Genomic DNA, 25,363 nt, shown 5'->3' on the forward strand with positions numbered 1-25,363 from the left:
AATATTAAGACAACTTTATTATTCATCGCACTTGAGTGGAGCGGTAGTTCAGTTGGTTAGAATACCGGCCTGTCACGCCGGGGGTCGCGGGTTCGAGTCCCGTCCGCTCCGCCAATCAAGTGACTTTAAATTAGTTTTTTAACTTATTAGAAAATTAATTTAAATAAAATTTGGAGCGGTAGTTCAGTTGGTTAGAATACCGGCCTGTCACGCCGGGGGTCGCGGGTTCGAGTCCCGTCCGCTCCGCCAAATTCAGAGAAGCCTCATCATGCGATGAGGCTTATTTGTTTTAGGTAAATTATTAATTTAATAATTATTTATTAATTTATTATTGAATCTATATTTCATAAGATTTTTATCTCATCATTTAAAATTCTCACTACTCTCAAAGCCTGCTCAATGATATAAAGAACAAAACTATATTCGAACTCTACCATTAGGAATGTTGTAATGATTTTCACTCAAGTATCTCAGGCTCCAGCTGATCCTATTCTTGGTCTTACAGATGCATTTAAAGCTGACGAACGCCCACATAAGGTTAATCTAGGGGTGGGTATCTATAAGAACGAAGCAGGACAAACCCCAGTTTTAAATTCGGTAAAAAAAGCCGAAGCAATTTTACTTGAGACAGAACAAACTAAAAACTATCTCGGTATCGAAGGCGTGTTGGCATACAACCAAGTCGTTCAGAGTTTATTATTTGGTAAAGACAGTCAAATTATCACTGACAAACGCGCCGCAACTGCTCAAGCGCCAGGCGGCACCGGGGCTTTACGTGTTGCTGCAGAGTTTTTACTGAGTAATACTGTTTCTCGTACAATCTGGGTAAGCAATCCTACTTGGGCCAACCATCAAAATATTTTTGAAACCGCAGGGTTAACTGTTAAACAGTATGCTTACTATGTACCAGAAACTCATGACATGGATTTTGATGCCATGGTTGAGGATTTATCCAATGCAACGGCTGGTGATGTGGTGTTATTGCATGGCTGTTGTCATAACCCAACGGGAATAGATTTAAACATCGAGCAATGGAAAATTATCGGGCAATTATGTTTAGAAAAATCGTTATTACCTTTGTTTGATTTTGCTTATCAAGGTTTTGGGGTTGGTATTGAAGAAGATGCACAGGGGCTACGTGCTGTAGCGGCAATTGTCCCAGAATTGTTAGTCGCTAATTCTTTTTCTAAAAATTTCGGTTTATACAATGAGCGAATTGGAGCCGTTACCTTAGTCGCTGAAGATGCAGAGACTGCACTACGTAGTTTTAGTCAAATAAAAAAGACCATTCGCGCAAACTATTCAAACCCGCCTGCACATGGCGGATTAATTGTTAGTACTATTCTAAGTAATGACGAGTTGCGTGCTGAATGGGAGCTTGAGTTAGCAGAAATGAGACTTCGCATTGCAAAAATGCGCACACTGTTTGTTGACAGCTTAAAAGCAGAAGGAGTTGAGCAAGATTTTAGTTTCATTTCACGTCAAAATGGTATGTTCAGTTTTTCTGGCTTAAATAAACAACAAGTCGCCCGTTTAAAAGATGAATTTGCTATTTATATTGTAGGTTCAGGCCGTATCAGTGTGGCTGGATTAACCCAACAAAATATACCTATTGTGTGTAAGGCCATTGCACAAGTGTTATAACGACTTAACAAACTAAGCGTTAAATTTTAAAAGGACTGCATATAGCAGTCCTTTTTCATAGATTGCTCACTTTACAAATGGCATCACCAAGAGCGATTTTGTCATGCAAACCAAGATGATGTTGGCTGACCAAATTAAATTGGTGCACACGTGGTGGGGCAGATATTTCTAAATGAGGTTTATTTTTGTGACTATCTTGGATCACATGTTGAATAATCTCCTTTCCCAATATGTTATGGATCCAAGTAACTTTTTCCTCAATCGAAAAGTGGATAGCTGATGAACATTGATCGGTTAAGTTATCGATAAAAATAACGTTCGCATTGGCATTATTGATGCTTTGAATTATCTCAGGCAGCAGTAGGGTTGGAATAATACTTGTTAAAAAGCTTCCTGGTCCTAGAATAATCAAATCTGCTTCCGTGATGGCATCGCATGCTTCTTTCGTTGCTTTAACTTCGGGTTCTAGGCTTAAGGCCAATGGCATTTCTGCCATTTTATCAACGTTAAGTTCTCCTATGATCTTGCTACCATTGCAACTAATCGCAACTAAATGTGTGGGAGATTCAGACATTGGAATAATGGCGGTGTTAATTTTTAGCAAGTTACGTACTAAATTAACTGCATCCAGTGGTCTAACCGATAATTGATCCAATGCGTGTAAAATCACATTTCCTAAATTATGACCTGCAAGTTCATTCTCACCGACAAACCTATGATCAAACAGCATTGAACTTAATGAAGGGCGAGGTGCTAAATGTGATAAACAGTTACGCAGATCACCCCAAGCAATAGTATGTTGATCTTGGCGTAATCGCCCAGTTGAACCTCCATTGTCAGTTGTAGCAACAATCCCAGTTAACCTATCTCCTAAAAATGAAAGTGCGCCTAAAACACGACCTAGCCCATGACCGCCACCAATCGCGACAACCTTGTTATAAGCAGATAAACGTTTATTTAACATGAAATTACCACTCTCTTTCCTTGAGTTTTATTGTGATATAATCCGTTTTAAGTGAATGATAGCTTGTCATAATTATGACAATATTATTAGTGTTTTTTGTTCCATTTGGTGCAAAAGCTTATTGTGTAAACAGGATTGATTTATGACAAGTAGTGAAATCAGAATATTAGCGTTTGTGATTGTGTGTGTATCTGCTCAATTTGCTCATGCCGATACCGTTTCTTTAGAATATAGTGGATTTTATGATAGGTTAAAACGAGTCAATAAAAATAGTTATCCAAATGCTGAGCTAGTATTTAGTGTACCGCTTGATGATAATTGCAAAATTTTATCTGGTAGTATTACCACCGAGTCGCAAAACTATCCTTTAACTTATACCAAGCAACAGCAGATATTTTTACCTTTTGATGCTGGCCTAAAATCTGATAGAGGTTTGGTTAATATTGAGGTTGCTGGCGATGCTAGCCAATGTGCAATTGCAATGCAAGTACGTGGTAAAACTATATTGACTCATTATAGTCATAATCAACTGCAACGTATTTTGGATGATATGAATGGTTTGTTGGATGCACTACAAGGTTTCCCTATGAAGTACTTCCGTAAACCATTGAGTGGATTGACTTTTGAATTTTCCCGTGACAACCAGCAAGATTTAACTATGAAAGTCGATGGTGTTAGCCAAACCATATCAAATAAAATGACCTTCACAACCGAGCAAGTTAATTACGTTAAACAAATTGAATTCTCACAACCTCCAATTATGATTAGCCCTTGGGTTAATTAGCTTTGTTAGAAATTGTACTATCTACACCGATATACAAAAACGCCCTGTAATTTTACAGGGCGTTGTTTTTAAAGCTTAAATACCTTCACCATCAGTTATGGCTTAAACGTGGTAACAATATCAATTCTAGCGCCATTCTTTTGCGCGGCATCAAGATCAATATGACCATTATTACTCGTATCTAAAAAGTCAAAAGCGGGTAAATCAGATTCTGCAACATCACCACGTAAAGGGGCGTCCTTATCTCTGGTCAATGCTAAGAAATCGAATTGATTACGATCCACACCTTGCGACGGTGCGGTATTTTGCATTGCGGTAAAGATGGTTTCTATTCGACCAGGATGTTGCTTATCCCATTGTTTTAGCATATCTTTTACCGCTGCGCGTTTAAGATTCTCTTGAGACCCGCATAAATTACATGGAATGATAGGGAATTGCTTTAGCTGTGCATATTCTGCGATATCTTTTTCTCTAGAATAGGCCAGTGGACGAATGATCATATTGGCGCCATCATCAGATAATAGTTTAGGAGGCATGGCTTTCATCTTGCCACCATAAAACATATTTAGAAATAAAGTTTCTATGATGTCATCTCTATGGTGGCCTAAAGCGATTTTAGTGGCGCCAATTCGTTGAGCAAATCCATACAAGGTGCCTCTGCGTAAACGTGAACATAATGCACAGGTCGTTTTACCTTCTGGAATTTTATCCTTAACAATCGAGTAAGTATCTTTTTCTAAAATATGGTATGCAATACCTAAGCTATCTAAATAGGCAGGTAAGATGTGTTCAGGAAAGCCGGGCTGTTTTTGATCAAGGTTTACAGCAACAATGTCAAACTTGATTGGCGCACGTTGTTGAAGATTAATTAAAATATCAAGCATGGCGTAGCTGTCTTTGCCGCCTGATAAACAGCACATGATTAAATCACCATCTTCAATCATGTTGTAATCAGCAATTGCACTGCCAACTTCACGACGTAAGCGTTTTTGTAGCTTATTCATGCGGGTGATATTTTTTTTGATGATGTGTTCTTTTTGTTGCTCAATGTCAGACATAAAAATGCGCCCAGTAACCTTATGTTTCAGGGCGCGTATTATTCCAGTAATCAGGAGTAGCGTAAAGCCTAACTGTAGATTAATCCTCTAATGGCGATTTATAGCCATCAGGTTTTAACGCTAATAAATCACACTGTAAACTATCAATAACATGTTCTGCAGTGTTTCCTATGAGCGCGGCTGAAAAGCCTGTTCGACCAATAGTGCCTAAAATAACCAATTCGGCATCCAATTGAATGGCTAAATCAGGAATGACATCCTCAGGCAACCCCTCTTCAACATGGCAATTTTCAACTGGAATATTATAAGAAAGTGCCAGTTTTTGTACCCGTTCTTCATGCTGCATACGGACACTATCATTGTATGTTTTCGCATCAAAATCAGGGAGTTCAATGGCTAAATTAACCGGTGTTCCAGGAAAACCATTCACTAAATGGACACTTGCAGAAAACTTACGGGCTAAGTCTTGAGCATAATTAATAATCTTAGTGTTGAGATTAAGTTGATCTTCATCTTCCGAGGCTACGTTAATCGCACATAATATTTTACCTTCAATAGGCCAGTCATGCTCTTTAACCATTAATACAGGCATTGGCGCTTTACGCATTAAATGCCAATCGGTTGGGGTAAATATAATAGATTTTAATTTGTCGTGCTCATGAGTACTTTTAACAATTAAGTCAAAGTTACCAGCTATCGCAAAATTAATGACGGATTCAAAAGGGCGGTTATGCCATACCACTTCAGTGTTAATCTTAACTTGTGTTTCTTTTAAATCAGAAATTAAATCATTTAACCAAGCTATACGTTGATCAATGACACCTTGTCGCATGGCTTCACGCTCGTTGGCAGACAATATCGATGTCATTTCATATGAAAAATCAAATATTGAGAGAAATGCTGTAATTTCAGCTTGGCTTTTGGTTGCTAACTCAATGGCTCGATGCAGGGCTGCTTGATGGTCAGTTGTAGGGTTGATAACAACCAGTATCTTTTTATATTCCTTCATATAACCTCCTTCAAAGCCTTTATATTTTAATACGTTATTACCCAATTCAAGTATGGCTTTATCGACACTAATATACTTTGAACTGGATCATAAAAATAACGCTTATGTGGCAATTCGTGCGTTACCCGCTAATATCCCTAACGCTTGATGATCAACAATTGATATATATTTACCATTCACTTCAATTAAGCCAGATTTTTGAAAACGGCCTAACAAACGACTAATTGTTTCAACAGTTAAGCCTAAATAATTACCGATATCACCACGAGTCATAGTCAGGCGAAATTCATTGGGCGAAAACCCTCTGCTGCCAAAGCGATTTGCTAAATTATGAATAAATGCCGCAAGACGTTCTTCAGCATTCTTTTTTGACAACAATAAAATCATTTCTTGGTCACTCATGATTTCACTACTCATTAACCGCATGATCTGTTGTCGTAATTTAGGCATGGTACCTGATAGTTCATCAAGGGTTTCAAATGGAATTTCGCACACCATTGAGGTTTCAAGTGCCTGAGCAAAACTTTGATGCATTTGTGAATGGATGCCATCAAAACCAATAACATCACCGGCCAGATGAAACCCCGTAATTTGCTCATCACCTTGCTCGGTGATGGTGTAGCTTTTAATTGTGCCAGAACGAATCGCATATAAAGACTTTAACGCATCGCCAGACTTAAAAATTTGATCGCCTTTCTGAACTGGTTTTTTCCGCTCAATAATATTATCAAGCTTGTCTAGCTCGCTGTCGTTTAATGTAAAAGGAATACAAAGCGTACCCATGCTGCAATCATGGCAATGTATGGCACATCCACCAGTGTTGGGACGGCGAGCTTTGTTTTGTTCAATTGGCATAGCAATTCCTAGTTCATTTCACTTTGTATATGGTAAACCAAATCAATATTGTCAGCTACTAAAGTTGATTAATCGCGATGTAGATTGTCTGTAAACCAAAAATAACTAATAGCAAGCCGCTGATTATCCGAACCGCTTTTTTTTGAATCCAAATAGCCAGTTTTTGCGCAGCCAAGCCTGCCATTAATAAAGCTGGCATGGTTCCTAAACCAAAAGCGAACATGATTAATCCACCTTGTAACGCGCTACCTGAAGCCACAGACCAAGTTAAGGTACTATAAACTAATCCGCAAGGTAACCAACCCCATAGCATACCTGCAAGTAAGGCTTGAGATGGGTGGGTGATGGGTAACAGCTTTTGGGTAAACGGCTTAAGTAATCGCCATAAACCTTTGCCGAGTTTTTCAATATACACCACACCAAACCAAATCTGGGCGATGTAAAGACCCGTAATGATCATCATAAAACCGGCGAAAAATCGTAAGTAGATAAGGTATTCATCGGCAGCAAACATTTGACCTAATGCGGCAGCGCCGCCACCAACTAATGCACCGGCCAATGAATAACTCAGTATTCTGCCTAGATTATAATTGACGAGGAATAACAATTGATTAGCCAGTTGATTACCGGCTTTATTCGGGATGCTTGCAGAAAAGGCACCAATTAAGCCGCCACACATACCAAAGCAATGAGCGGCCCCCATTAGCCCAACTAAAAAAGCCCCGAACACATTAAATTCAATCACAAATTAGGCTCTTTATTGCTACTTTTATTAGCCGCTATCGATGATTCAACGGATGTGTGAGGAGTCGGTGCGTCATCAAACAATATTGAAACGCTTTGGCGATCTAAGTCGTCAAATTGTTCCGATTTCACCGCCCAAAAAAACACCGCTACCGCAATTAATACAAATATCATGGCGATAGGAATTAACACATAAATAATACTCATAATTTTAACCTAAGCAGCCTTAAACTGTTTGAGACGACAATAATTGAACTTAATGACATGCCAATCGCAGCAATATAGGGCACAACATGTCCTGTAACCGCTAATGGTAAAATAATCACATTATACCCGAACGCCCATGCTAAGTTTTGTTTGATTATGCGGTTAGTCTGTTTTGCAACTTCAATTGCATCATTAAAGCGGGACAAATGATCGCCAAGCAAAATTAAATCAGCACTATTTTTCGCAATAGCACTACCACTGCCCATGGCAATGGATATATCTGCACCGGCAAGTACAGGAGCATCATTGATACCATCACCAAACATAGCAACCTGTTGTGTTTTTTGTATCTGTTTGATTAATGATAATTTAGAAGAAGGGCTCATGCCTGAATGGACATTATTGATAGCAAGTTTGCTCGCTAAGTACTTAACATGACCTGAACTATCTCCAGTGGCCATACTGACGTCAATATGTGATTTTTTCAGTGAATTTATGGTGTCACTGGCATCTTGTCTAATGTCATCGTTAAGTTCAAATGTAGCCATTAACTGCTTATTTAGACTTAAATAAATCAGCTGATTTTCAATTTCATTTTTAGATGGTTCAGTGTGAGACTCACAGCAAAATACTTTAGAGCCTAAACGAACAGTTTGGCTGTTATAGGTGCCTTCAACCCCTAAGCCAACGTGATGATGAATATCAGTTACCGGTAAATTTTTATCCGCAAAAGGTAAAAATACCTGTGCAATAGGATGCAATGAGCCTTGTTCAAGGTTGGCCGCTAAAGTCAGCACTTCATCTTGTGTTAAGTTGGCATGAAGTAAGACATTACCAAGGCTTAATTTACCGCACGTTAAGGTGCCGGTTTTATCAAATACTACGTGATTAATCATGGGCAGTTTTTCAAACACGCCTGATTTACGGGTAATGATCCCTAAACGGGTAAAAATTGCTGTTGCACAGGTTACCGCTGTTGGGGTTGCCAGTGCTAATGCGCAAGGGCAGGTTGCCACTAACACGGACAAGGTTACCCAAAATGCATCCTCTGGAGCAAAGGTTAACCAACTAAAATAGGTAAGGGTAGCTATGGTTAAAATAGTGGCGGAAAAATATCGCGCTAGTCGGTCTGCTAGTAAGGCTATATGGGGACGATTATTTGAAGCAACCTCTTGTAATCGAATAATTTCAGACACTAATTGATCTTGCCCAAGCGCAGTAATTTCCACCTCTATGGGCTGCTCAATATTGATTGTGCCAGCAAAAACTGAACAGCCAAGTTCTTTTGTTACCGGCATTTGTTCGCCAGTCAGCATGGACTCATTAATGGAGGTTTTGCCTTGAGTAATGATGCCGTCAGCAGCGACCACATCACCAGGGCGCACCAAAATAATATCTGCAACTTTAAGCTGTTTCGCGGCAATTTCAGTTACTTGACCGTTTTTGACAATTTGTGCAGTAACAGGTACCAGCTTGTGTAAATTACTAGAACTTACTGAGGCTTTTTGCTTTGCCTGTTGCTCAAAGTATCGACCTAATAGCAAAAAGAAAGTAAACATTGATACTGATTCGAAATACACTTCGCCGGTACCATTAATGGTCGCAATGCAACTGGCGATATAAGCTCCACAGATAGCAATAGACACAGATAAATCCATGTTTAAATTGCCACCGAGTAAACTACGAATAGCACTAAAGTAAAACGGCTGTGCAGAGTAAAACACCACTGGCGCAGCAAAAATCATGCTCACCCAACGAAAATAATCTCTTAACTCTACGTCTAAATCGGTGAAATACCCAGAATATAAAGCCAAAGCAAACATCATCACTTGCATAGTCGCAAAACCAGCTAAGCCAAGACGCAGCAGGAACTTACGGCTTTCTGCTTTACTATGTTTCTCTTGTTCATCGACTTGGTAGGGAGCTGCTTGATAGCCAATTTGGCTTATTTGCTGCAATATTTCACTTAAAGCTACTTTAGTTGGCATCCATGACACTACCGCTCGTTGAGTCGTGGTGTTCACGGCTATATTGACTATTCCAGGTAAGGTTTTGAGTTTATGTTCAATCAACCAAGCACAAGCTGCGCAAGTTATACCGTCAATTGAAAGAGAAATCGTGTCTTTATCAGCATCACTATGGATCAGATCTTTTTGAACTTCTGGAAGGTCATAAGCGGTAAATTGATTGATTGCATCTGGTACTAATGCATTTTGCTTGCTTCCAGGTTCACTTCTGTAGCGGTAATAATTGGTCAAACCCGCATCCATAATTGCTTGCGAAACAGCCTGGCAACCTGGGCAGCACATATCTTGTGGCTGCCCATCGATAACCGTCACAAATTTGTTTGCAGTAACAACTGGTTCACTGCAATGAAAACATGGTTTCATTGGTTAACTCACAATTTTAGTTTAACCAATATTCAACGTTATCAGTGATATCGATACGTTGCTGAATACGCCATTCGCCATCAAAACTTTCAAGTCTGATTTCCCATGGGCCTGAAATACTTTCATCTAATGGTATACGGTAAATACCAGAACCATCAGCTGTAACCTTAAGTTTTAAATCATGCTGCTCAAGTGTTCGATGATAAAAATGCACATTAAGAGCGGCAGAATAAGCTGGACCACCGTGTTGAGTGATTTCAATCATATTATCATCGATGGCGACAAGATATTTCATACCAATTTGTTTGGCGTAGTTAATCTTACGCAAATCCATATTAATGGCTTTACCTTCTTTATAGTATTCTTCGGCGACTAACGAGTCTGAATTATCTAATGCAGTAAAAAGTAAATTGATGCTGGCGATGACGGCACATAAGGGGAGGAGAATTAAAAACCACGGCCAAAATTGCTTATACCAAGGTTGTACATCTGACATGAGGATCCCTAAATTAAACTTGTTATTATGTGGAGCATTTTACAGGGTAAATGCTTAATAATCACTTAAAAAAAAGGCCTCGAGTATATCGAGGCCAATTCTGTTAAGCATATGTAACTATTTGTTAGATAAGCTATAAACGTAGGCAGTCAATACGTGAACTTTTTCTTCACCAAGTATATCTTTCCATGCAGGCATCACCCCAGCACGTCCATACTTAATTGACTCTTCAATTGCACCACGACTGCCACCATATAACCAAGCATTGTCAGTTAAATTAGGTGCGCCCATGAACTTGTTACCCGTACCGTCCATACCATGACAAGCAAAACAGCCTTTCATGTATGAAGCTTGGCCTTGGCCTGCAAGTGCGGCGTCATGTTCACCGCCTGAAAGTTTAACTACATATTCAGCTAAACCTTTGATTTCACTATCTTCGATAGGTAAACCACCTTTTGGAGGCATCATGCCATTACGGCCATTCATTAACGAGGTTTTAATATCGGCTAATTCACCACCGTATAACCAAGCATTATCCGTTAGGTTAGGGAAACCTTTTGAACCGCGAGCATCTGATCCATGGCATTGAGCGCAGTTTTGTAGAAACAGACGGCCGCCAACTTTTAATGCCTCTTCATTTTTAACTAACTCCTCAAGAGGGGTCGCTAAATATGCAGCAAAGATTGGTCCGTATTTTTCATCAGCATGAGCCACTTCACGGTCATACTGAGATAAACGGTTTTCAGCTTTTGCAGCTTCTACAGCAGCTTTAGACTCGTCTAAAGAACGCACACTTTGATTAGAGCTTGTCCAACCAAATAAGCCTTTGTAATTACCCAAACCTGGATACATTACAAGATATACAATGCCAAATACGATAGTAATGTAGAACATATAAGACCACCACTTTGGCAGTGGGTTATTTAGTTCTTCAATACCATCAAAGCTATGACCCATTGATTCGCCTTCTTCAACGCCAGTATTATTTTTTGACATTACACGAAGAATAACGATACAACCTACGATCACAACGATGGTGAGTACAGTAATCCAAATACTCCAGAAGTTACTCATAATCATTACTTCTGCTCTCCTGAGTCTTGCGACATTTTTTGTTGTTCATCATCTGCAAATACTAAGTTAGCGGCTTCATCAAATTTTGACTTGCTATGCTTACTGTATGCCCAGAAGAAAATACCGACAAATGTCACCATTACAATAATGGTTAAAATTCCTTGAAAAGTGCCATAATCCATCATTACCTCCTATTTGAGTGCTAAACCCAAAGACTGTAAATATGCGATTAATGCTTCCAATTCCGTTTTACCTTGAACCGCTTTTTCCGCTCCAGCCAACTCAGCCTCTGTGTAAAGGTTGTGTTGTGGATGGAAATTACTCAGGATTTCCATTTTCTTACGAGTTAACTTCCCATCAAGGATGTTTTCTGCAAGCCATGGATAAGCTGGCATGTTCGACTGAGGAACAACAGCGCGAGGGTCGATTAAATGAACCTCATGCCACTTGTCACTGTAACGACCACCAACACGAGCAAGGTCCGGACCAGTACGCTTAGAACCCCATTGGAAAGGGTGATCCCAAACTGATTCGCCGGCAACAGAATAATGACCATAACGTTCAGTTTCAGCACGTAAAGGACGGATCATTTGGCTGTGACAGTTATAACAACCCTCACGAACATAAATATCGCGACCTTCAATCTGCAAAGCATTATACGGCTTTAACCCTTCTACAGGTTCAGTTGTATCTTTTTGGAACAAAAGTGGGGTAATTTGCACTAAACCGCCGATACTAATCGCAAGTACAGTGAAAATACCAAGCAGACCGATGTTCTTTTCAATTAATTCATGACTAAATTTCATCGAATCTGCTCCTTATGCTTTTGCTTCAGCAAGTGCTGGCAAAGAATCTTTTGTTGCTTTAACTGTACGAATAACGTTGTATGCCATGATTAACATACCAGCTAAGAAAAACGCACCACCAATAAAGCGAACAAAATAGAAAGGATACGAAGCTTCAAGACTTTCTACGAAGCTATATGTCAATGTACCGTCTGAGTTCACAGCACGCCACATCAGACCTTGCATCACACCTGAAATCCACATAGATACGATGTATAACACAGTACCAATAGTCGCTAACCAGAAATGAACGTTAACTAAGTTAGTGCTATACATACGGCCATGGCCAAACAGTACTGGTATCAAATGGTATAAAGAACCAATAGACACCATAGCAACCCAACCCAACGCACCAGAGTGAACGTGACCGACAGTCCAGTCCGTATAGTGAGATAAGGCGTTAACGGTTTTAATTGCCATCATTGGACCTTCGAAGGTAGACATACCATAGAAAGATAATGAAACAACCAAGAAACGAAGTACTGGGTCAGTACGAAGCTTATGCCATGCACCAGAGAGAGTCATAATACCGTTAATCATACCACCCCAAGATGGAGCGAAAAGGATTAACGACATAACCATACCTAAAGACTGAGTCCAATCAGGTAATGCTGTGTAATGTAAATGGTGAGGACCAGCCCAAATGTATAACGCAATCAATGCCCAAAAGTGAACAATAGATAAACGGTATGAATATACTGGACGTCCTGCTTGCTTAGGTACAAAGTAGTACATCATACCAAGGAAGCCTGCTGTTAATAAGAAACCAACTGCGTTATGTCCGTACCACCACTGAACCATCGCATCAACGGCACCTGAGTACATTGAATATGACTTAGTCAGTGTTAATGGCATAGCCATTGAGTTCACAATATGTAAAACAGCAACAGTAATAATAAAAGCACCAAAGAACCAGTTAGCCACATAAATATGTGATGTTGTTCTTTTGATAATGGTACCGAAGAAAACAATCGCATAACTTACCCAAACAATGGTAATTGCGATATCAATTGGCCATTCTAACTCAGCATACTCTTTCCCTGAGGTGATACCTAAAGGTAAGCTTATTGCTGCAGATAGAATAATTGCTTGCCATCCCCAAAATGTAAATGCAGCTAATTTAGGTGCAAATAAACGGGTTTGACAGGTTCTTTGTACAATATAGTAGGATGTAGCGAATAGGGCTGAAGTACCGAACGCGAAAATAACTGCATTGGTATGTAATGGTCGTAAACGACTATACGTTAACCAAGGAGTATCAAAGTTCAGTTGCGGCCAGATTAACTGAGCTGCAATCAATACACCCACTGCCATACCAACGATTCCCCACAATACTGTGGTTAATGCAAATTGGCGAACAATAGTGTAGTTGTAATCAGCGCCTGTAGACTGGGAATGGTTCATCATAATGCTTCCACGGCTTATTACTTTTACTTATAATATTGGCAGAGTAAAACTCCACCTGTTTAGTTGACAATCGTTTAATTAAGTAACAGCTTCCTGCCTCTTTTGTTAATGACTGTCAAGGTGTTACCGCACAATTCTTTCAAGTATTATGCAGCGGGGTTATGATACTTGAGCTACATCAAAAAAGAAACTTAACTCTCTTGTAGAATTTTGATCTAGATCAATCTCTGAAAGATAATGTTACAAAAATTAACGAATAGGCTAAAAAGTATGCAATCAAAAACAGCTCGTTTATTAGTGATACTTTCATCATACTTTTTAATAGCATGTGAGCCAGCTGATAAAATTGAACAGCAAAAATATGGTCAAGATGACAGCCTATGCCAGTTTCAAATAAAGCCATGTGAACAAGTTGTTAATGGTAATCTTGTATCAATGCAGTTCGATAAAAAACACGCTCCAAGCGAAAAGCCAATTGAAATTTCTCTGGCATTTTCAGAAACCGTGTCTGACGTTAATGTAGTAGTAGAAGGCAGAGACATGTATATGGGCGTAATCCCTGTAATTCTAACGCCAATTGCAAACATGGATTATAAGGTTTACAACGGTAATTTAATTTACGGATCATGTGCTAGCGGTTATATGGTTTGGCGAGCGAATATTAGCTTTGCGCAAGAAGGCAAAACGTATCGAGTGTGGTTCGATTTTTTAGCTGATGCACCGTCAAACAGTTAAGTATCAAGCCAATGAATTCTGATCCTTTCAAATACGTGGATATTATCAATAAATAGCTTTAATAAAACAGGGTCAAAGTGGCTTCCTGCGCCCTGATTCATTTCATCTAAAACCCGATCGATTGGCCATGCATCCTTGTAACAACGCTTATGTGAAAGCGCGTCATAAACGTCTACTATGGCCACTATTCGTGCAAAAATATGAATATCTTCACCAGACAAAGCAGAAGGGTAGCCCGTACCATCAAATTTCTCATGGTGTTGCAATGAAATGATTGAGGCTGTTTTTAAAATTGGGCGTTCAGAATCAGCCATTATTTGATGACCAATCAGCGGATGTTGCTTCATTATGTCCCATTCTGAATCATCTAATTGGCTTGGCTTTAATAGCACTGAATCTGGAGTAGCAATTTTTCCAACATCATGCATAGGTGATGCACGCTTTATTAACTCTGCTTCCTCTTCTGAAAGTCCTGCAAGCAATGCTAGCTCATAGCTGTATTCTGCCATCCGCTTTACATGATTTGCTGCCTCTTTAGACCGACTTTCTACCACGTCCCCTAAGCGTAAAATTAATTCCGATTGGGTATCTTCTACTTCCTGATTTAACAATAGATTTTCGAATGCAATGCCTACATTAATTGCAAATATATCAATTAATTTTTTATCCAAATCGCTAATGAGATCTAAACCATCCATGTAAAGGATATTGATTAATTGACTCGACTTAGTCGGGAAATAGCCAATAAAACAATTATCTTCATATAAACATCTTCTTTCATCTAATGCTTTATTAAGCAAAGAGATGATTTCTGTAGGAATCGAATCTTTATCGCAATTTTGATACTTACCTGTGCCAGCAAGTACTTCGATATCTTGGTTATCTATATGGCCACTCATTACATCGAGTGCATTGCAGGTTAATAAAAGCGTTTCACTATTGAGTTTCAGTAGCGAGGCAACTTGAGTTAACAAGCCATCAGCAAAACGGTGTAAAGTTCTTAATTCAAATAAGCCTGAAGTGGCTTCTAAAACGCGTTCAAGCCCTAAGCGATGTTGAGCTTGACAAGCTCTAGCTTGTTCAATTTCCATAATGTCTCGGTAGGATCTTAGGGCAGAGTACACAGGTCATTAATTTTCTTGAGTCTAATTCCGCCTTAGCTTTGTAGTCGTTGATGTCGTAATTAACAATGACGTGCTCTTCAGGCGCTTGACCAGGTTGTCCTGTACGTAAAATAATTCTGATGGTGTGATTGTTACACACATCACGTATCCATTTTATAAGTTCAAGTCCAGCATGATCACTTTCCATGACGACATCGATAAAAGCAATAGCGATATCTTTCTCCTTTTTCAATATTTCTTGAGCTTGAGCAGCGCTGTAGGCATTGATGAATTCAAGAGGGCGCTTGTCTAATTCAAAACGAGATAGGGCAAATTTAGTTACTGTATGAATATCTGGCTCGTCGTCGACAATCAATATTTTCCAACTAGGTAGGGTATTTTTAGGCTTAACCGTTTTTTTAGAAGAAAATAAAGATCGCTTATTAATAATTTCTACACTCATTAAAATACCTCAAGCCTTGTATTTACTTATAAATAAGAAGAAAGAAAGGGTATGTTGATGCTTCATTAAGTGTAGTACAACTAAATTTATTGGTTGTAAAAATGGTATAGATGGATTAAATTTAATGCAATTGAGAATCATTATCACCAATAAAGGGGATTCTAATGAATGAATTAAAAGTTGCCATTTGTTATCAAAAAGTCGCAAGTTTAATCAACAAAGGGGAGCTCTGCGCTGCTGATTTGAAGTGTTTAGATAAAGAAACCAAGAAGGCTATATGGAAAATATGTTTAGTACATTGTCAGCAAAAAATTCATTGTAACAAGCTAACCTATGAAGCAATGAATGAACATGAAATAGCATGACAATTGTGTTTAAAGAAAAATAATAAGTGGCGAGAATAGGTTTTAGTCAGCAACGACTTAAGTAAAATTTAAATGTATTAGTAAAACTTAATAATTACTGATGTCAATTAATGCCGATAAATAACGTTATCGGCATTAACTATGTGTATAATAAGGCATTGTATTTAAAGATTAATCTTTGCTATGAATATGCTACCTCCAGTATTGCCACTATTTGATTCTTCTGACTATCTGCTCGAAGGAAACAGCTTCGTAAACCAATATATCACTCAATTATCTATAGGTAGTGTGACCGATGCCGGTTTAATCATTGAGCATTGTGCAGATTGGCTATATGAACAGCGTCATTCAGAAAATAACTATAAAGCTTACAGAAGCGAGTTGACCACCTTTTTGCATTGGTGCTTTGATGTTGCCAGTCTTTCGCCAATTGCAGTGACTCGCAAAGATATTGGCAGGTACATTGCTTACTGCGAATCGCCACCAACATCACTAATAGGCTATTTCAATGTCGCGCAATTTAAGAATGATAAATCAATCAATGACAGAGTCCCAAATAGTGCTTGGAGACCCTTTATTGGTAAGAAAATCGATGGAAAAATTCAACCTTATCGATTGAGTGATAACGCATTGAAAACAAAAATTGCTATAGTTTCATCGTTTTATGGTTATCTTATCAGTGAAGAATATACTGAAAGAAACCCTGCACAATTATGGTTAAAACACAGTCGGTTTGCGGCAAAAAAGAAATTCTCACTTGATGAAGATGATAATCAACATGCATTTACTCAATTACAATGGTCATATGTTGTATCGACCGTAACCGAACTTGCATTATCACAACCAGAAAAGCATCAACGAAGTTTGTTTTTAATTAATCTACTTTATAGTTGCTATTTAAGAATATCTGAAATCAGTGCTAGATCTGGATATTCACCACTGATGAGCCAATTTAAAAAGAATCCCCATACAGGTGTTTGGTATTTTCATGTACCTTTTTCTAAAAGTGGTAAGGCAAGAAACATCGCTGTATCTAAATCATTGCTTCAAGGTCTTAAAAATTACCGAAGCTATTTAGGCTTGCCACCATTACCAGCATCAGATGAAACCAATCCAATTTTTATACGTCACAAAGCCGCTGGACATGGACGAGATTCAGGCATGCTAAATGCAAACCTTGGTATTAGGCAAATACGCGAAGAAATTAATACGCTCATAAATCTTGCTGCAGATAAGGCATTTAATGATGGCTTTGAATATGAAAGCAAACTAATGAGAAAACTCACTGCACACAACATACGGCATACTGGCATTACTCATGATATTAATTTCAATTTAAGACCATTATCACATGTTCAAGCCGACGCAGGTCATGAAAGTATCGATACAACTTCTCAATATTTACATACCAGTCAAACCGAACGAGACCAAAGTGCACAGAATAAACCACTAAATCATTTAGGTGATTATTAATAATTAGAAGACACGCTAAATTTACACCATAAAATGCATCAAATTTATCATTAGAGCGCAACAGTAAAATTAGTACCTATTGATAAACTTTTATATATAACTGCGCACAATGTATATTATGTTAAATAGAATATGCGGTGTACATGTAACCATCCCTTATTTGTTGTAATTAGCACTTTAACTCTGGATCGATCCAGTTTTGTGTGTCAAAAATTTACACCACTATTCAACTGGTTACACATACATTAGATTTTAGGAATTTAAATTTTGATATTTTAACGCTGGATCCCTTTTTTGGGATTGGGTTTGAACAATTCTGCCATTTGATGGCTGAAAACTGACATTATTTGTATATGCTAATAACGCGACGCTACGTGAATTAAATTTAAATGCGTACACCAACGCCTATTTATTTACGTAGCGCGTCATATCTTTCACTTTTTATTACGCCGGTTGTATTTCTCTTTAGCTTCTCTTACAAAGTTTTCGTTTTCTGTAATTCTCTTTACAAGTTCATCGACCGCACTCATCGAATAAAGGTGTCTGTCTGATACTTTAATGTAATGATGATACTCGTTGTCGTTGGATTTCCATTTCAACTTATGAATACAAGCGTCGATACAGTTGGTGTTCAAAGATGGTTTTGCACCAGCTGTGTACACTAAGCAACGCCCTAGTTTTACGTCATCATACTTTTGCAGCTTCTCTAAAACGCTAGACAGCAATTTGCTTCGTGTAAATGGATGAGACTTTTCAGGGTTTACCGCTTTTTCTACCATCAGTACGTTCTTGAGATTCTCAATGTCTTCTTTCTTGCCATTGGCCTTGGCAAGTATCACCTGTGTTCCATTCTGATCCTGCGTATACATCAAAGACACGTTAATCGGTATGGCAAACGTAATGTCATCCGCTGCTTCGATATCTTGTTCTAATTGGCTAGCTAATTCTAATATTTGATCTGCGGCGGAGCCATAAAGCGACTTTAATAGTGACGCCGGTGGTAGTTGGAAGTCTCCAACCAGAGATAACATGCCTGTATGTTGGGAAGAAATAAATGGCACTTCAGCGAATGACTCAAACTCAGCTGAAAAATTTAGTACGCCTGACTGGAATATTCTGGACGCAATCGATTGAATCTCTGGCATTAATAAATGAACAGCTTCATCGCGCCAGTCCGCTATAATTTCAATATTGCGGCGAATATTATTTTTTTGCTCATAGATCCTGTCTAAGCACACACGTAACGGTATCGTGCGTTTCAACCCTTTCTTACCATTAACTTTTTCGTATATCTTGTGCTCACCATCTCTCTCAATTAGTTTAGCTTTTAATAATTGTTCCCATGCTGTACAGAACAACATCACAAAGCCATCGAGTTTATTCTCCAATGAGGGTCTGTTATACAACTCTAATGCCAGCATCATATTATCTTTAGACTTTTTAAGTAGAGCCTTGGCTAGATTGCTTTTACACTTATGCCCAAGTTCTTGAAAGTGCTTGCTTTGAGATAACCGCTTCTTAAACTCAGTTAGCGTAATACCAACGGTATTTATAGCCTCAAACTTATTAGCGGAAACCTCAACCAAGAATTGTGATATCTGACGCTTGTTTAAATACGTCTTAAATGTATTTGCCTCCCAACCGGTGGCAGCAATTACATCTTCACGACTAAACAGTTGGCCAGCGTTTTGCTTTTTCTGTAGAAAGGTAAAGAATTTTTGTTGTCGATCATCCTTTTTTTTAACTGGCATCCCTACTCTCCTATTGCCTTAGCCTCGATTTCCTTGAGAAGCGTTTGTTATGTGCCTAATCTAACAAATGGTTATACTTTTCAGGAAGTAAACTAAACTCCCCCCAACCTAAACCTTGAAAGCACAAGCCTGTACCATTTTGTTTTACTGTGCCATAAACTATCAATATGCGGCCAACTGAATTGTCGTCAATACCATGTGCTTTTTGATCTTTATCTTGCGACTTTAGACAAAAATCCCAAACGGCTTCTGCATTATTTTCAAGGTAAGTCATTCTAAAGTTAGTTGGCTTTTTGTGCTCACCCAAATGTGCTGTACTTACAATTTTTCCGTAATAAAAACTCGGGACATCAGTTTCTTCTGAAATTGTTTTAACACTTTTTAAAAGGTCTATAAGTCGAATGGCATATTTTTTATTAGGTAAATGGAAGTATTTATATAAGTTTTCATCAAAATTTCGACAGAGACCAGCTACAGTTTTGATCCGACTAGGCAAGGCAAACGTTTCTCCATTATGGCGTCCAATTGCAACCTCTGTAGTCGGTCCCGCCTGATCTTCTACAGGAGTTTCATCATAAATTGCAGGTTGATCTTCTTTAGGTTCAGGTTTGCTTTTTAAAAAACTACTTATAATAACCAAGTTCTCATCGTCAATTGCTTTCTTGGCTTCTTCCCAGTTTTCGTACCTTTTACCTTCTGGTTTAATTGACTTTAGATCGCATTTAACGTCTTTATAAGTTCTAATGTGAGCAAAATATGCTTCTCGTCCATTGGTAAAATGTTCCTTTTCTTTTGGAACACGGTTAAGATTAGTAAAGCAACCTGGGCAGAATAAGCTTCCATCCATATCAGTTTTATATTCAGACGGAATAATTTTCTTTGCATTAGCTCTTAGCAATGCAGGATTACCCTTTTCGTAGCTCCAATGTTCCATTTGATAGGCAAACTTTATTCGTCTATTTGATTCATATGCACCCATGTAGCCTCCTTACTTGATATTTAACTCAAGTGCTGAAAAGTAGGTAACGCTTCAAGCACCGGCGCAGCAACGCTGCGTCCGCGAGAGTTGACTTGTTATAACCCGATGCACTAATTTAAAAAACCAGCCATTGCTGTGAACCACTCTTTCACTTCTCCATTCGGGTCTCTCTCATGAATCATATCCGCAGTCATAAGTGGGAAAGCTCTTTCAGCGAGGCGTATTTTGGCATTGTTGTCTTTCATAACACCATCATATCCCTGTGCAACAGAATATACTTCTGCGAAAACCTTAGGCGTTGCTTTTCCATCTTCATTGGGGTGATCTGTTACAACAACGTCCACATCAAAAGCCGCTTTTATTACATCCGAGTGCAGGTAACTCTCGATTTCATGTTTTTGCGTAATGAAACCAATTGAACCATCGCCACGAGCATTAACTTGCTCAATTACACCCACATAGCTAGGCACATCAGCATCGTAGATGTGCAATTCAAGGCGTCCAAAACCTTTTAGATAATTATCGTTCACCCAATGTTTTAAATTACCACCACCTAGAACAACGAAAGCGACACTATCATCATTAGTTAAATCAGGAATCGAATTGTCTTCCAGATGTAATGCACGGCTTAGCGCTTTTAATGCTTTGACGTCTGTTGGACCTTCAACACAACAAATTAGCTTAACTCGACTATCTGGCGTCACTCCAAGTGCTTCTGCTACTTTTCCGAGTACATCTACACCACTTTCAATGCAAGGTTTTGCATTTTCATCTCGTGTAACGAAACGAATACCCTCAATTGGAAGATCACTAGCAAACCCAGGGCTATGAGTCGTAAGTATTACCTGACAATTATGTTCACTTGCAAGATCTGAAAATGCTTGTTGAAGTATCTTTTGATTGTTGGGATGCTGTGCGGTTTCAGGTTCCTCTACTGCGTATATAATTCCTTTTTTGCTACCTTGTGTGAGGAGCCTTTCCGCTTCAGCTTTAAAGAAACTAACTAAGACCAATCGGCGCACGCCGCTTCCACGCTTGTTTAATGGTATACCATCTGTACTAAGACTTACGGAAAATAAGCCTGTCCATTTCGCTGGGGTCGGCGGAATAAAATCTGGCACTAGCTCTGATGCAAGAGTTTTATCAATGGTTTCAAGTGCTTTATGAGTATTATTCGCAATCTCCTCCGTCCTTGCTTTTACTCTTTGCTGAATCCGTTCGATATCATCCTTAACTTCAGCTATTGCAGTAGCAACAGCAGCCTTCATAGGATCTTGGACCTCTCCATCTGAATCTTTGCTACTTCTGTCACTTTGAAACAGAGCAAACAAAGGCAAGTACTTATCAAGTTGCTCCCAGATCCTTTTGCTATCTTCTTTGGGTTTTGTTACCTGTATTTCTATTTCTTGAAGTTCGAGGTTTTTAACATTGTTCTGGTCAACTCCAACCGAACACTTTTCTAAAAGAGATTTCAAAGTCTATAGGTGACTGATCAGCATTTGCCGAATGCAGTCGTTCTACATTGTAATATTTCATATATTTAGCCACATCATCACACATATGATGACGAGTTGGCTGTGGTACTTTTAATAACCAATCGTGTTTCAAACTACCAAAAAATCGCTCTACAACAGCATTGTCCCAACACGCTCCCACATCGCCCATACTTGCTCTGCAATCCAATTGTTTTAATAAACGTCGATAGCCTTTACTAGTATATTGCGAACCTCTATCGCTATGAAAAACTAGGCCTTTAGGTGGTTTTCGCAAGTTATAAGCCTTCAAAAATGCTTTCTCCACTAAGCCTCTCGTCATGCGCTTAGAGATATGCCAGCCGACGATTCTGCGAGAATATAAATCCATCACCACTGCGAGATATAGCCAGCCTTCGCCTGTTTTAAGATAGCTCACATCTCCTGCCCAGACTTGGTTTGGCCCAACAGGATTAAAATTCATATTAAGCAAATTATCAGCCACGCTATCACTGTGTTTACGCTTCGTGGTGACTTTATAAGCCAGACGTTGCGTTACCACCAGTTTCAATCGCGCCATTAACTTAATAGTGCGATAACGTGTAATACTAAACCCTTCTTTGCGTAATGCTTTAGCTAATTCTCGGCTACCCAGGCTGTTTCTACTGGCCTTGAATAGTGCTTTAGCTCGACGAAATAATTCTAGTGTGTCAGCAGTGATAAGCTCACCAGGCCTTTTAAGCCAAACGTAATACGCTGACGAACTGACCTGCATCACTTTACACGCCAACGAAATAGGGTATTTCGACACAAGAGTCTTGATAAATGAGTACCTTACTTCATTTCTTTCGCAAAGAAGGCACTGGCCTTTTTTAGGATTTCACGCTCCATTAATAAGCGTTTATTCTCTTTGCGTAACAGCATAAGTTCGGTGCGTTCATCGACAGATAAGGTATCACCTTGTGCCTGCTTTTTGTGTTTAGAAACCCAGCTGTAAAGGATTTTATCTGTGATACCTAAAGAAGCTGCTGCTTGAACTATTGTGTAATTTTGTTCAAGAACCAAAGCGACAGCTTCTTGTTTAAAGTCATCTGGATATTGTTTACTTATTCGTTTAGTCATATTCACCTCAATAATGGCATTATTATATTCCTTTATTGAAGTGTCCGGCTAATTCAACCACAACACATTATCCCATATGGCTTTTCGCATTAGAGGGTTGCCTTTCAGGGCGCTATCAATGCCTTGATCTTTTATTATTTTCTGAAGATCTTTTTCTTTAAGTTCAAGTAAGTTACTTACACCAGCAGCTGTCGGGTGGTAGGCAATAATAAAAACATCACAACTTGGTGTTTTCTTTCCACAATCAAAAGTTTTTTTAATTTTTAAGGTTGACTCAGGCGTCAATAAATATTCATTTTCTAGGGTGGTTTCATGCCCACTATCAAGAATTATTCTGTCTGGCAGATTCGTGAATTCACAGGTGATACAAACCACTTTATTCTCATTAGAGATGTTTGCATCATCTTGGCTAATCTTCACAGTATCATTGTTGAAGAAGATCTCTAATGCTTCTAATACTGTAGACTTTCCTATATCGTTTTTGCCAATAAACGTAGTAAGGTCATCAATCTGAACCTTAACAGGGTCTTTGTAGCAGCGTATGTTTTCGATTTCTACAGATACAAGCTTCATAAAAATTCCTTTTAAGGGTTATAACGCCCACGTAATTAGCGCGAGCTAGCGAGCGTCCTGATTGACGCGTTTGTTAGAGTGCTACCACCAATTGAGCCGCCCAAGAACATCTTTGAATTCGTTTGTAGCTTTTTCAAAGCGCTCATATGAACCTCCAAACATGCCTGCTTTTATCGGTGGCCAATGCTCTTTCAAATTAGAAGATTCAGTCGCAAGCCTTACAAAAGGTGAATTTTCACCTCTGTTCGAATACTTCCATCCAAACCTACCGATCGGTCCCCATATGCTTTGCTCTCCTTGAAGTCTGAGGTCCACTACTACTAAGGCGTACAATATTTCAAATTCATCAAAGCTGGCTTCATATCCCTTACCCAAAAAAAACAGGTCATCTAATAAAGGCTGAACCTGTTTAAATAAATATTCGCTTGTAGGCGTATATTGATGCTCATGTCCCGGGATTCGTTTAAATACATCAGCCCTTGTGAGCTCAAGAATTCCGCTCGATAGTTTTTGGGCAAAATAAGGTTCATGATTGCTGAAGTCTGACTCGCCAAGTTTCGTATAAAGGATTGCCGATAGAGTTTGGTAGTTTTTACTTTCTACAGCCGCGATTCCAGCCTGATAAAGCAGCAATAACAACGGATACCACCGGAGATTTAACCAAACATTCAGGCCTCCTTGCGATTCAATAAGCCTATCACTAGCTCTCGATATAATTTTATGCAGCACCTCAACTTCTGATTCAGTCGCCCAATATGCCATTACAGCAACTATTGCACCAAGATCTCTGGTGTACTTCTCGTAAGACGAAATTCGATTTAAGAATTCTTCATCAGAATAGCTTCCACTTACCGCAAAATTATCTTCGCTAGTTCTTGAAAGAAACAACCTCACTTCTTCAATGGCAAAATCATGGAGTTTAATGTGAGACTTTTGCGAAGATAAAAGTTCTTTAACGTAATCGACTTTTTCTTCCAGCGTTACATTATTCCTCGACACCTCCGCATATGGCACCGATATAAGCTCATCTATATCCTTCTTCTCATCACCTGAAAGCTCATCGATATTCGGCGCGGCAATTATAAAGTCACCGTCTCCATCAAACTGTCCATAATGCGGAGTTTGCTTAGAGTTAAGATCGTTGGCTACTTTTGTATACACATAGGCCATAAGGCCGCTAGCTGTAATTACACCATGCTCATTTGCAGCTTTGCCACGAATACCCTCAATTAGATGGCCAGTAAACACAGAATGATCTGGTATCGGGCCTCCTGAATCTGAAACAACTTCATTTGCCTTTCCCGCTGTTATTACTTGGCGAGAAAATCTTTGGTACATATCTTTTAGAAATCGACTACTTCCAGCTCGGATGTCTCTATTAACGGCCAAACCGCCGTAGCATGCGTCCATAACAAATAATATATGCTTCGCTCTAATGAGCTCTGCATTTCTCGTAAGTTCATCCCAGCGTATGAATGTGGAGTAATCATTCATATCTGCATCGTAGGGGACTAAATAACCAACTTCGCCTCGAAACCCTGTTTTAGTGTGCCCGTGACCGGCAAAAAAGACGAGTAACCTGTCATCGACCTTCACACTCTCTGATGTGAACGAAAGAAATGATTTTAGGATGTTAGATTTGGTTGCATCACTATCAGTAAGATAAGTAACATTTTCAGCTTCAAACCCCAGCTCTCCAATGAGAATATCTTTTACTTCTTTTGCGTCATTTACGGCATATCCAAGTGGAGAGGCATTTTGATATTCGTTTATGCCTATGATCAAAGCTCTGCTGCTTTCATAACTCTGTTTTAATATGTATTTTAAATCTCGCATCTGCTCTCTCCCCG

23 protein-coding genes, 2 tRNA genes and 1 pseudogene are annotated in these 25,363 nt (G+C 39.0%); 7 read left to right on the forward strand and 19 right to left on the reverse strand.

Features of this window, described 5'->3' with window-relative positions; all coding sequences use genetic code 11:
• Window positions 1–37: 37 nt before the first annotated feature.
• The 3 genes from HBH39_RS08725 (at window position 38) to HBH39_RS08735 (ending at window position 1,644) form a co-directional block, all read left to right on the forward strand.
• A tRNA-Asp gene (locus HBH39_RS08725) sits at window positions 38–114 on the forward strand.
• Window positions 115–172: 58 nt separating this feature from the next.
• Window positions 173–249, forward strand: a tRNA-Asp gene (locus HBH39_RS08730).
• 201 nt (window positions 250–450) lie between these two features.
• Window positions 451–1,644, forward strand: a complete 1,194-nt coding sequence (locus HBH39_RS08735; RefSeq protein ID WP_167677442.1) for an amino acid aminotransferase — start codon at window positions 451–453, stop codon at window positions 1,642–1,644.
• Between the two features lie 55 nt (window positions 1,645–1,699).
• Here the strand turns inward: HBH39_RS08735 and yvcK are convergent, their stop codons facing one another.
• A complete protein-coding gene (gene yvcK, locus HBH39_RS08740) occupies window positions 1,700–2,608 on the reverse strand; it encodes a uridine diphosphate-N-acetylglucosamine-binding protein YvcK (RefSeq protein ID WP_167677444.1) in 909 nt (302 codons plus the stop codon).
• 142 nt (window positions 2,609–2,750) lie between these two features.
• Here yvcK and HBH39_RS08745 point away from each other — a divergent pair, with 142 nt between their 5' ends.
• Window positions 2,751–3,392 (forward strand): DUF2987 domain-containing protein, encoded by a 642-nt coding sequence (locus HBH39_RS08745; protein ID WP_167677446.1) that lies wholly within the window; start codon window positions 2,751–2,753, stop codon window positions 3,390–3,392.
• A gap of 95 nt (window positions 3,393–3,487) precedes the next feature.
• On the opposite strand, the gene ttcA is transcribed toward HBH39_RS08745, so the two are convergent.
• From ttcA to ccoN, 11 genes are all read right to left on the reverse strand, one after another.
• Complete coding sequence (gene ttcA, locus HBH39_RS08750) at window positions 3,488–4,450, reverse strand: tRNA 2-thiocytidine(32) synthetase TtcA (RefSeq protein ID WP_167677448.1); 963 nt, start codon at window positions 4,448–4,450, stop codon at window positions 3,488–3,490.
• Between the two features lie 79 nt (window positions 4,451–4,529).
• A complete protein-coding gene (gene uspE, locus HBH39_RS08755; RefSeq protein ID WP_167677450.1) occupies window positions 4,530–5,459 on the reverse strand; it encodes a universal stress protein UspE in 930 nt (309 codons plus the stop codon).
• Between the two features lie 102 nt (window positions 5,460–5,561).
• On the reverse strand, window positions 5,562–6,314 hold the full coding sequence (etrA, locus tag HBH39_RS08760) for an electron transport transcriptional regulator EtrA (RefSeq protein ID WP_167677453.1): 753 nt from the start codon (window positions 6,312–6,314) through the stop codon (window positions 5,562–5,564).
• 58 nt (window positions 6,315–6,372) lie between these two features.
• Complete coding sequence (locus tag HBH39_RS08765; protein WP_167677455.1) at window positions 6,373–7,059, reverse strand: sulfite exporter TauE/SafE family protein; 687 nt, start codon at window positions 7,057–7,059, stop codon at window positions 6,373–6,375.
• On the reverse strand, window positions 7,056–7,265 hold the full coding sequence (gene ccoS, locus HBH39_RS08770) for a cbb3-type cytochrome oxidase assembly protein CcoS (RefSeq protein ID WP_167677457.1): 210 nt from the start codon (window positions 7,263–7,265) through the stop codon (window positions 7,056–7,058). Before ccoS ends, HBH39_RS08765 begins: the two co-directional genes overlap by 4 nt.
• Window positions 7,262–9,655 (reverse strand): heavy metal translocating P-type ATPase, encoded by a 2,394-nt coding sequence (locus HBH39_RS08775; protein ID WP_167677459.1) that lies wholly within the window; start codon window positions 9,653–9,655, stop codon window positions 7,262–7,264. Before HBH39_RS08775 ends, ccoS begins: the two co-directional genes overlap by 4 nt.
• Before the next feature lie 16 nt (window positions 9,656–9,671).
• On the reverse strand, window positions 9,672–10,151 hold the full coding sequence (locus HBH39_RS08780; RefSeq protein WP_167677461.1) for a FixH family protein: 480 nt from the start codon (window positions 10,149–10,151) through the stop codon (window positions 9,672–9,674).
• A 117-nt stretch (window positions 10,152–10,268) separates the two neighbouring features.
• Window positions 10,269–11,225 carry a cytochrome-c oxidase, cbb3-type subunit III gene (ccoP, locus tag HBH39_RS08785; protein ID WP_167677463.1) on the reverse strand — a complete coding sequence of 319 codons (957 nt, stop codon included), beginning with the start codon at window positions 11,223–11,225 and terminating at the stop codon, window positions 10,269–10,271.
• Between the two features lie 5 nt (window positions 11,226–11,230).
• Complete coding sequence (locus HBH39_RS08790; protein ID WP_167680021.1) at window positions 11,231–11,407, reverse strand: cbb3-type cytochrome oxidase subunit 3; 177 nt, start codon at window positions 11,405–11,407, stop codon at window positions 11,231–11,233.
• A gap of 9 nt (window positions 11,408–11,416) precedes the next feature.
• Window positions 11,417–12,031, reverse strand: a complete 615-nt coding sequence (ccoO, locus tag HBH39_RS08795; protein ID WP_167677465.1) for a cytochrome-c oxidase, cbb3-type subunit II — start codon at window positions 12,029–12,031, stop codon at window positions 11,417–11,419.
• 12 nt (window positions 12,032–12,043) lie between these two features.
• Complete coding sequence (gene ccoN / locus HBH39_RS08800) at window positions 12,044–13,477, reverse strand: cytochrome-c oxidase, cbb3-type subunit I (RefSeq protein ID WP_167677467.1); 1,434 nt, start codon at window positions 13,475–13,477, stop codon at window positions 12,044–12,046.
• A 270-nt stretch (window positions 13,478–13,747) separates the two neighbouring features.
• Between ccoN and HBH39_RS08805 the strand changes: the two genes are divergently transcribed.
• Window positions 13,748–14,212 carry a hypothetical protein gene (locus HBH39_RS08805; protein ID WP_167677470.1) on the forward strand — a complete coding sequence of 155 codons (465 nt, stop codon included), beginning with the start codon at window positions 13,748–13,750 and terminating at the stop codon, window positions 14,210–14,212.
• Here the strand turns inward: HBH39_RS08805 and HBH39_RS08810 are convergent.
• A pseudogene (locus tag HBH39_RS08810) lies at window positions 14,209–15,778 on the reverse strand (DUF3369 domain-containing protein). The gene HBH39_RS08805 and the pseudogene HBH39_RS08810 sit on opposite strands and share 4 nt — an antisense overlap.
• A gap of 164 nt (window positions 15,779–15,942) precedes the next feature.
• On the opposite strand from HBH39_RS08810, the gene HBH39_RS08815 reads away from it, so the two are divergent.
• Together HBH39_RS08815 and HBH39_RS08820 are read left to right on the forward strand one after the other, a co-directional pair.
• Window positions 15,943–16,143, forward strand: a complete 201-nt coding sequence (locus tag HBH39_RS08815; RefSeq protein ID WP_167677472.1) for a hypothetical protein — start codon at window positions 15,943–15,945, stop codon at window positions 16,141–16,143.
• Window positions 16,144–16,326: 183 nt separating this feature from the next.
• Window positions 16,327–17,616 carry a tyrosine-type recombinase/integrase gene (locus tag HBH39_RS08820; protein ID WP_167677474.1) on the forward strand — a complete coding sequence of 430 codons (1,290 nt, stop codon included), beginning with the start codon at window positions 16,327–16,329 and terminating at the stop codon, window positions 17,614–17,616.
• Between the two features lie 434 nt (window positions 17,617–18,050).
• Here HBH39_RS08820 and HBH39_RS08825 read toward each other — a convergent pair whose 3' ends face one another.
• From HBH39_RS08825 to HBH39_RS08850, 6 genes are all read right to left on the reverse strand, one after another.
• Window positions 18,051–19,367, reverse strand: coding sequence for a DUF3644 domain-containing protein (locus HBH39_RS08825; RefSeq protein WP_167677476.1), 1,317 nt, complete (start codon window positions 19,365–19,367; stop codon window positions 18,051–18,053).
• Between the two features lie 55 nt (window positions 19,368–19,422).
• Window positions 19,423–20,346 (reverse strand): hypothetical protein, encoded by a 924-nt coding sequence (locus HBH39_RS08830; protein WP_167677478.1) that lies wholly within the window; start codon window positions 20,344–20,346, stop codon window positions 19,423–19,425.
• Window positions 20,347–20,456: 110 nt separating this feature from the next.
• On the reverse strand, window positions 20,457–21,821 hold the full coding sequence (locus HBH39_RS08835; RefSeq protein ID WP_167677480.1) for an ATP-binding protein: 1,365 nt from the start codon (window positions 21,819–21,821) through the stop codon (window positions 20,457–20,459).
• Window positions 21,784–22,940, reverse strand: a protein-coding gene (locus tag HBH39_RS08840; RefSeq protein ID WP_167677482.1) for an IS3 family transposase whose coding sequence is annotated in 2 segments (ribosomal slippage) — window positions 21,784–22,694 and window positions 22,694–22,940 — 1,158 coding nt in all. Because the reading frame shifts where the segments join, the coding sequence is not laid out codon by codon here. Before HBH39_RS08840 ends, HBH39_RS08835 begins: the two co-directional genes overlap by 38 nt.
• Window positions 22,941–22,988: 48 nt before the next feature.
• Entirely contained in the window at window positions 22,989–23,513 is a 525-nt protein-coding gene (locus HBH39_RS08845; protein ID WP_167677484.1) for an AAA family ATPase, read from the reverse strand.
• Window positions 23,514–23,594: 81 nt separating this feature from the next.
• A complete protein-coding gene (locus tag HBH39_RS08850; RefSeq protein WP_167677486.1) occupies window positions 23,595–25,349 on the reverse strand; it encodes a caspase family protein in 1,755 nt (584 codons plus the stop codon).
• Between the last annotated feature and the right edge of the window lie 14 nt (window positions 25,350–25,363).

The sequence above is a fragment of the Shewanella aestuarii genome (genome assembly GCF_011765625.1).
Classification (GTDB): Bacteria; Pseudomonadota; Gammaproteobacteria; order Enterobacterales; family Shewanellaceae; genus Shewanella; species Shewanella aestuarii_A.

Bases quoted from the DNA above. Each gene is read 5' to 3' on its own strand.
- ttcA (WP_167677448.1), bottom strand. From the start codon at position 4,450: ATGTCTGACATTGAGCAACAAAAAGAACACATCATCAAAAAAAATATC.
- HBH39_RS08820 (WP_167677474.1), top strand. From the start codon at position 16,327: ATGAATATGCTACCTCCAGTATTGCCACTATTTGATTCTTCTGACTAT.
- ccoS (WP_167677457.1), bottom strand. From the start codon at position 7,265: ATGAGTATTATTTATGTGTTAATTCCTATCGCCATGATATTTGTATTA.
- HBH39_RS08745 (WP_167677446.1), top strand. From the start codon at position 2,751: ATGACAAGTAGTGAAATCAGAATATTAGCGTTTGTGATTGTGTGTGTA.
- etrA (WP_167677453.1), bottom strand. From the start codon at position 6,314: ATGCCAATTGAACAAAACAAAGCTCGCCGTCCCAACACTGGTGGATGT.
- HBH39_RS08780 (WP_167677461.1), bottom strand. From the start codon at position 10,151: ATGTCAGATGTACAACCTTGGTATAAGCAATTTTGGCCGTGGTTTTTA.
- ccoP (WP_167677463.1), bottom strand. From the start codon at position 11,225: ATGAGTAACTTCTGGAGTATTTGGATTACTGTACTCACCATCGTTGTG.
- HBH39_RS08775 (WP_167677459.1), bottom strand. From the start codon at position 9,655: ATGAAACCATGTTTTCATTGCAGTGAACCAGTTGTTACTGCAAACAAA.
- HBH39_RS08735 (WP_167677442.1), top strand. From the start codon at position 451: ATGATTTTCACTCAAGTATCTCAGGCTCCAGCTGATCCTATTCTTGGT.
- HBH39_RS08805 (WP_167677470.1), top strand. From the start codon at position 13,748: ATGCAATCAAAAACAGCTCGTTTATTAGTGATACTTTCATCATACTTT.
- yvcK (WP_167677444.1), bottom strand. From the start codon at position 2,608: ATGTTAAATAAACGTTTATCTGCTTATAACAAGGTTGTCGCGATTGGT.
- HBH39_RS08825 (WP_167677476.1), bottom strand. From the start codon at position 19,367: ATGCCAGTTAAAAAAAAGGATGATCGACAACAAAAATTCTTTACCTTT.
- HBH39_RS08845 (WP_167677484.1), bottom strand. From the start codon at position 23,513: ATGAAGCTTGTATCTGTAGAAATCGAAAACATACGCTGCTACAAAGAC.
- HBH39_RS08850 (WP_167677486.1), bottom strand. From the start codon at position 25,349: ATGCGAGATTTAAAATACATATTAAAACAGAGTTATGAAAGCAGCAGA.
- ccoN (WP_167677467.1), bottom strand. From the start codon at position 13,477: ATGATGAACCATTCCCAGTCTACAGGCGCTGATTACAACTACACTATT.
- uspE (WP_167677450.1), bottom strand. From the start codon at position 5,459: ATGAAGGAATATAAAAAGATACTGGTTGTTATCAACCCTACAACTGAC.
- HBH39_RS08830 (WP_167677478.1), bottom strand. From the start codon at position 20,346: ATGGGTGCATATGAATCAAATAGACGAATAAAGTTTGCCTATCAAATG.
- ccoO (WP_167677465.1), bottom strand. From the start codon at position 12,031: ATGAAATTTAGTCATGAATTAATTGAAAAGAACATCGGTCTGCTTGGT.
- HBH39_RS08815 (WP_167677472.1), top strand. From the start codon at position 15,943: ATGAATGAATTAAAAGTTGCCATTTGTTATCAAAAAGTCGCAAGTTTA.
- HBH39_RS08790 (WP_167680021.1), bottom strand. From the start codon at position 11,407: ATGGATTATGGCACTTTTCAAGGAATTTTAACCATTATTGTAATGGTG.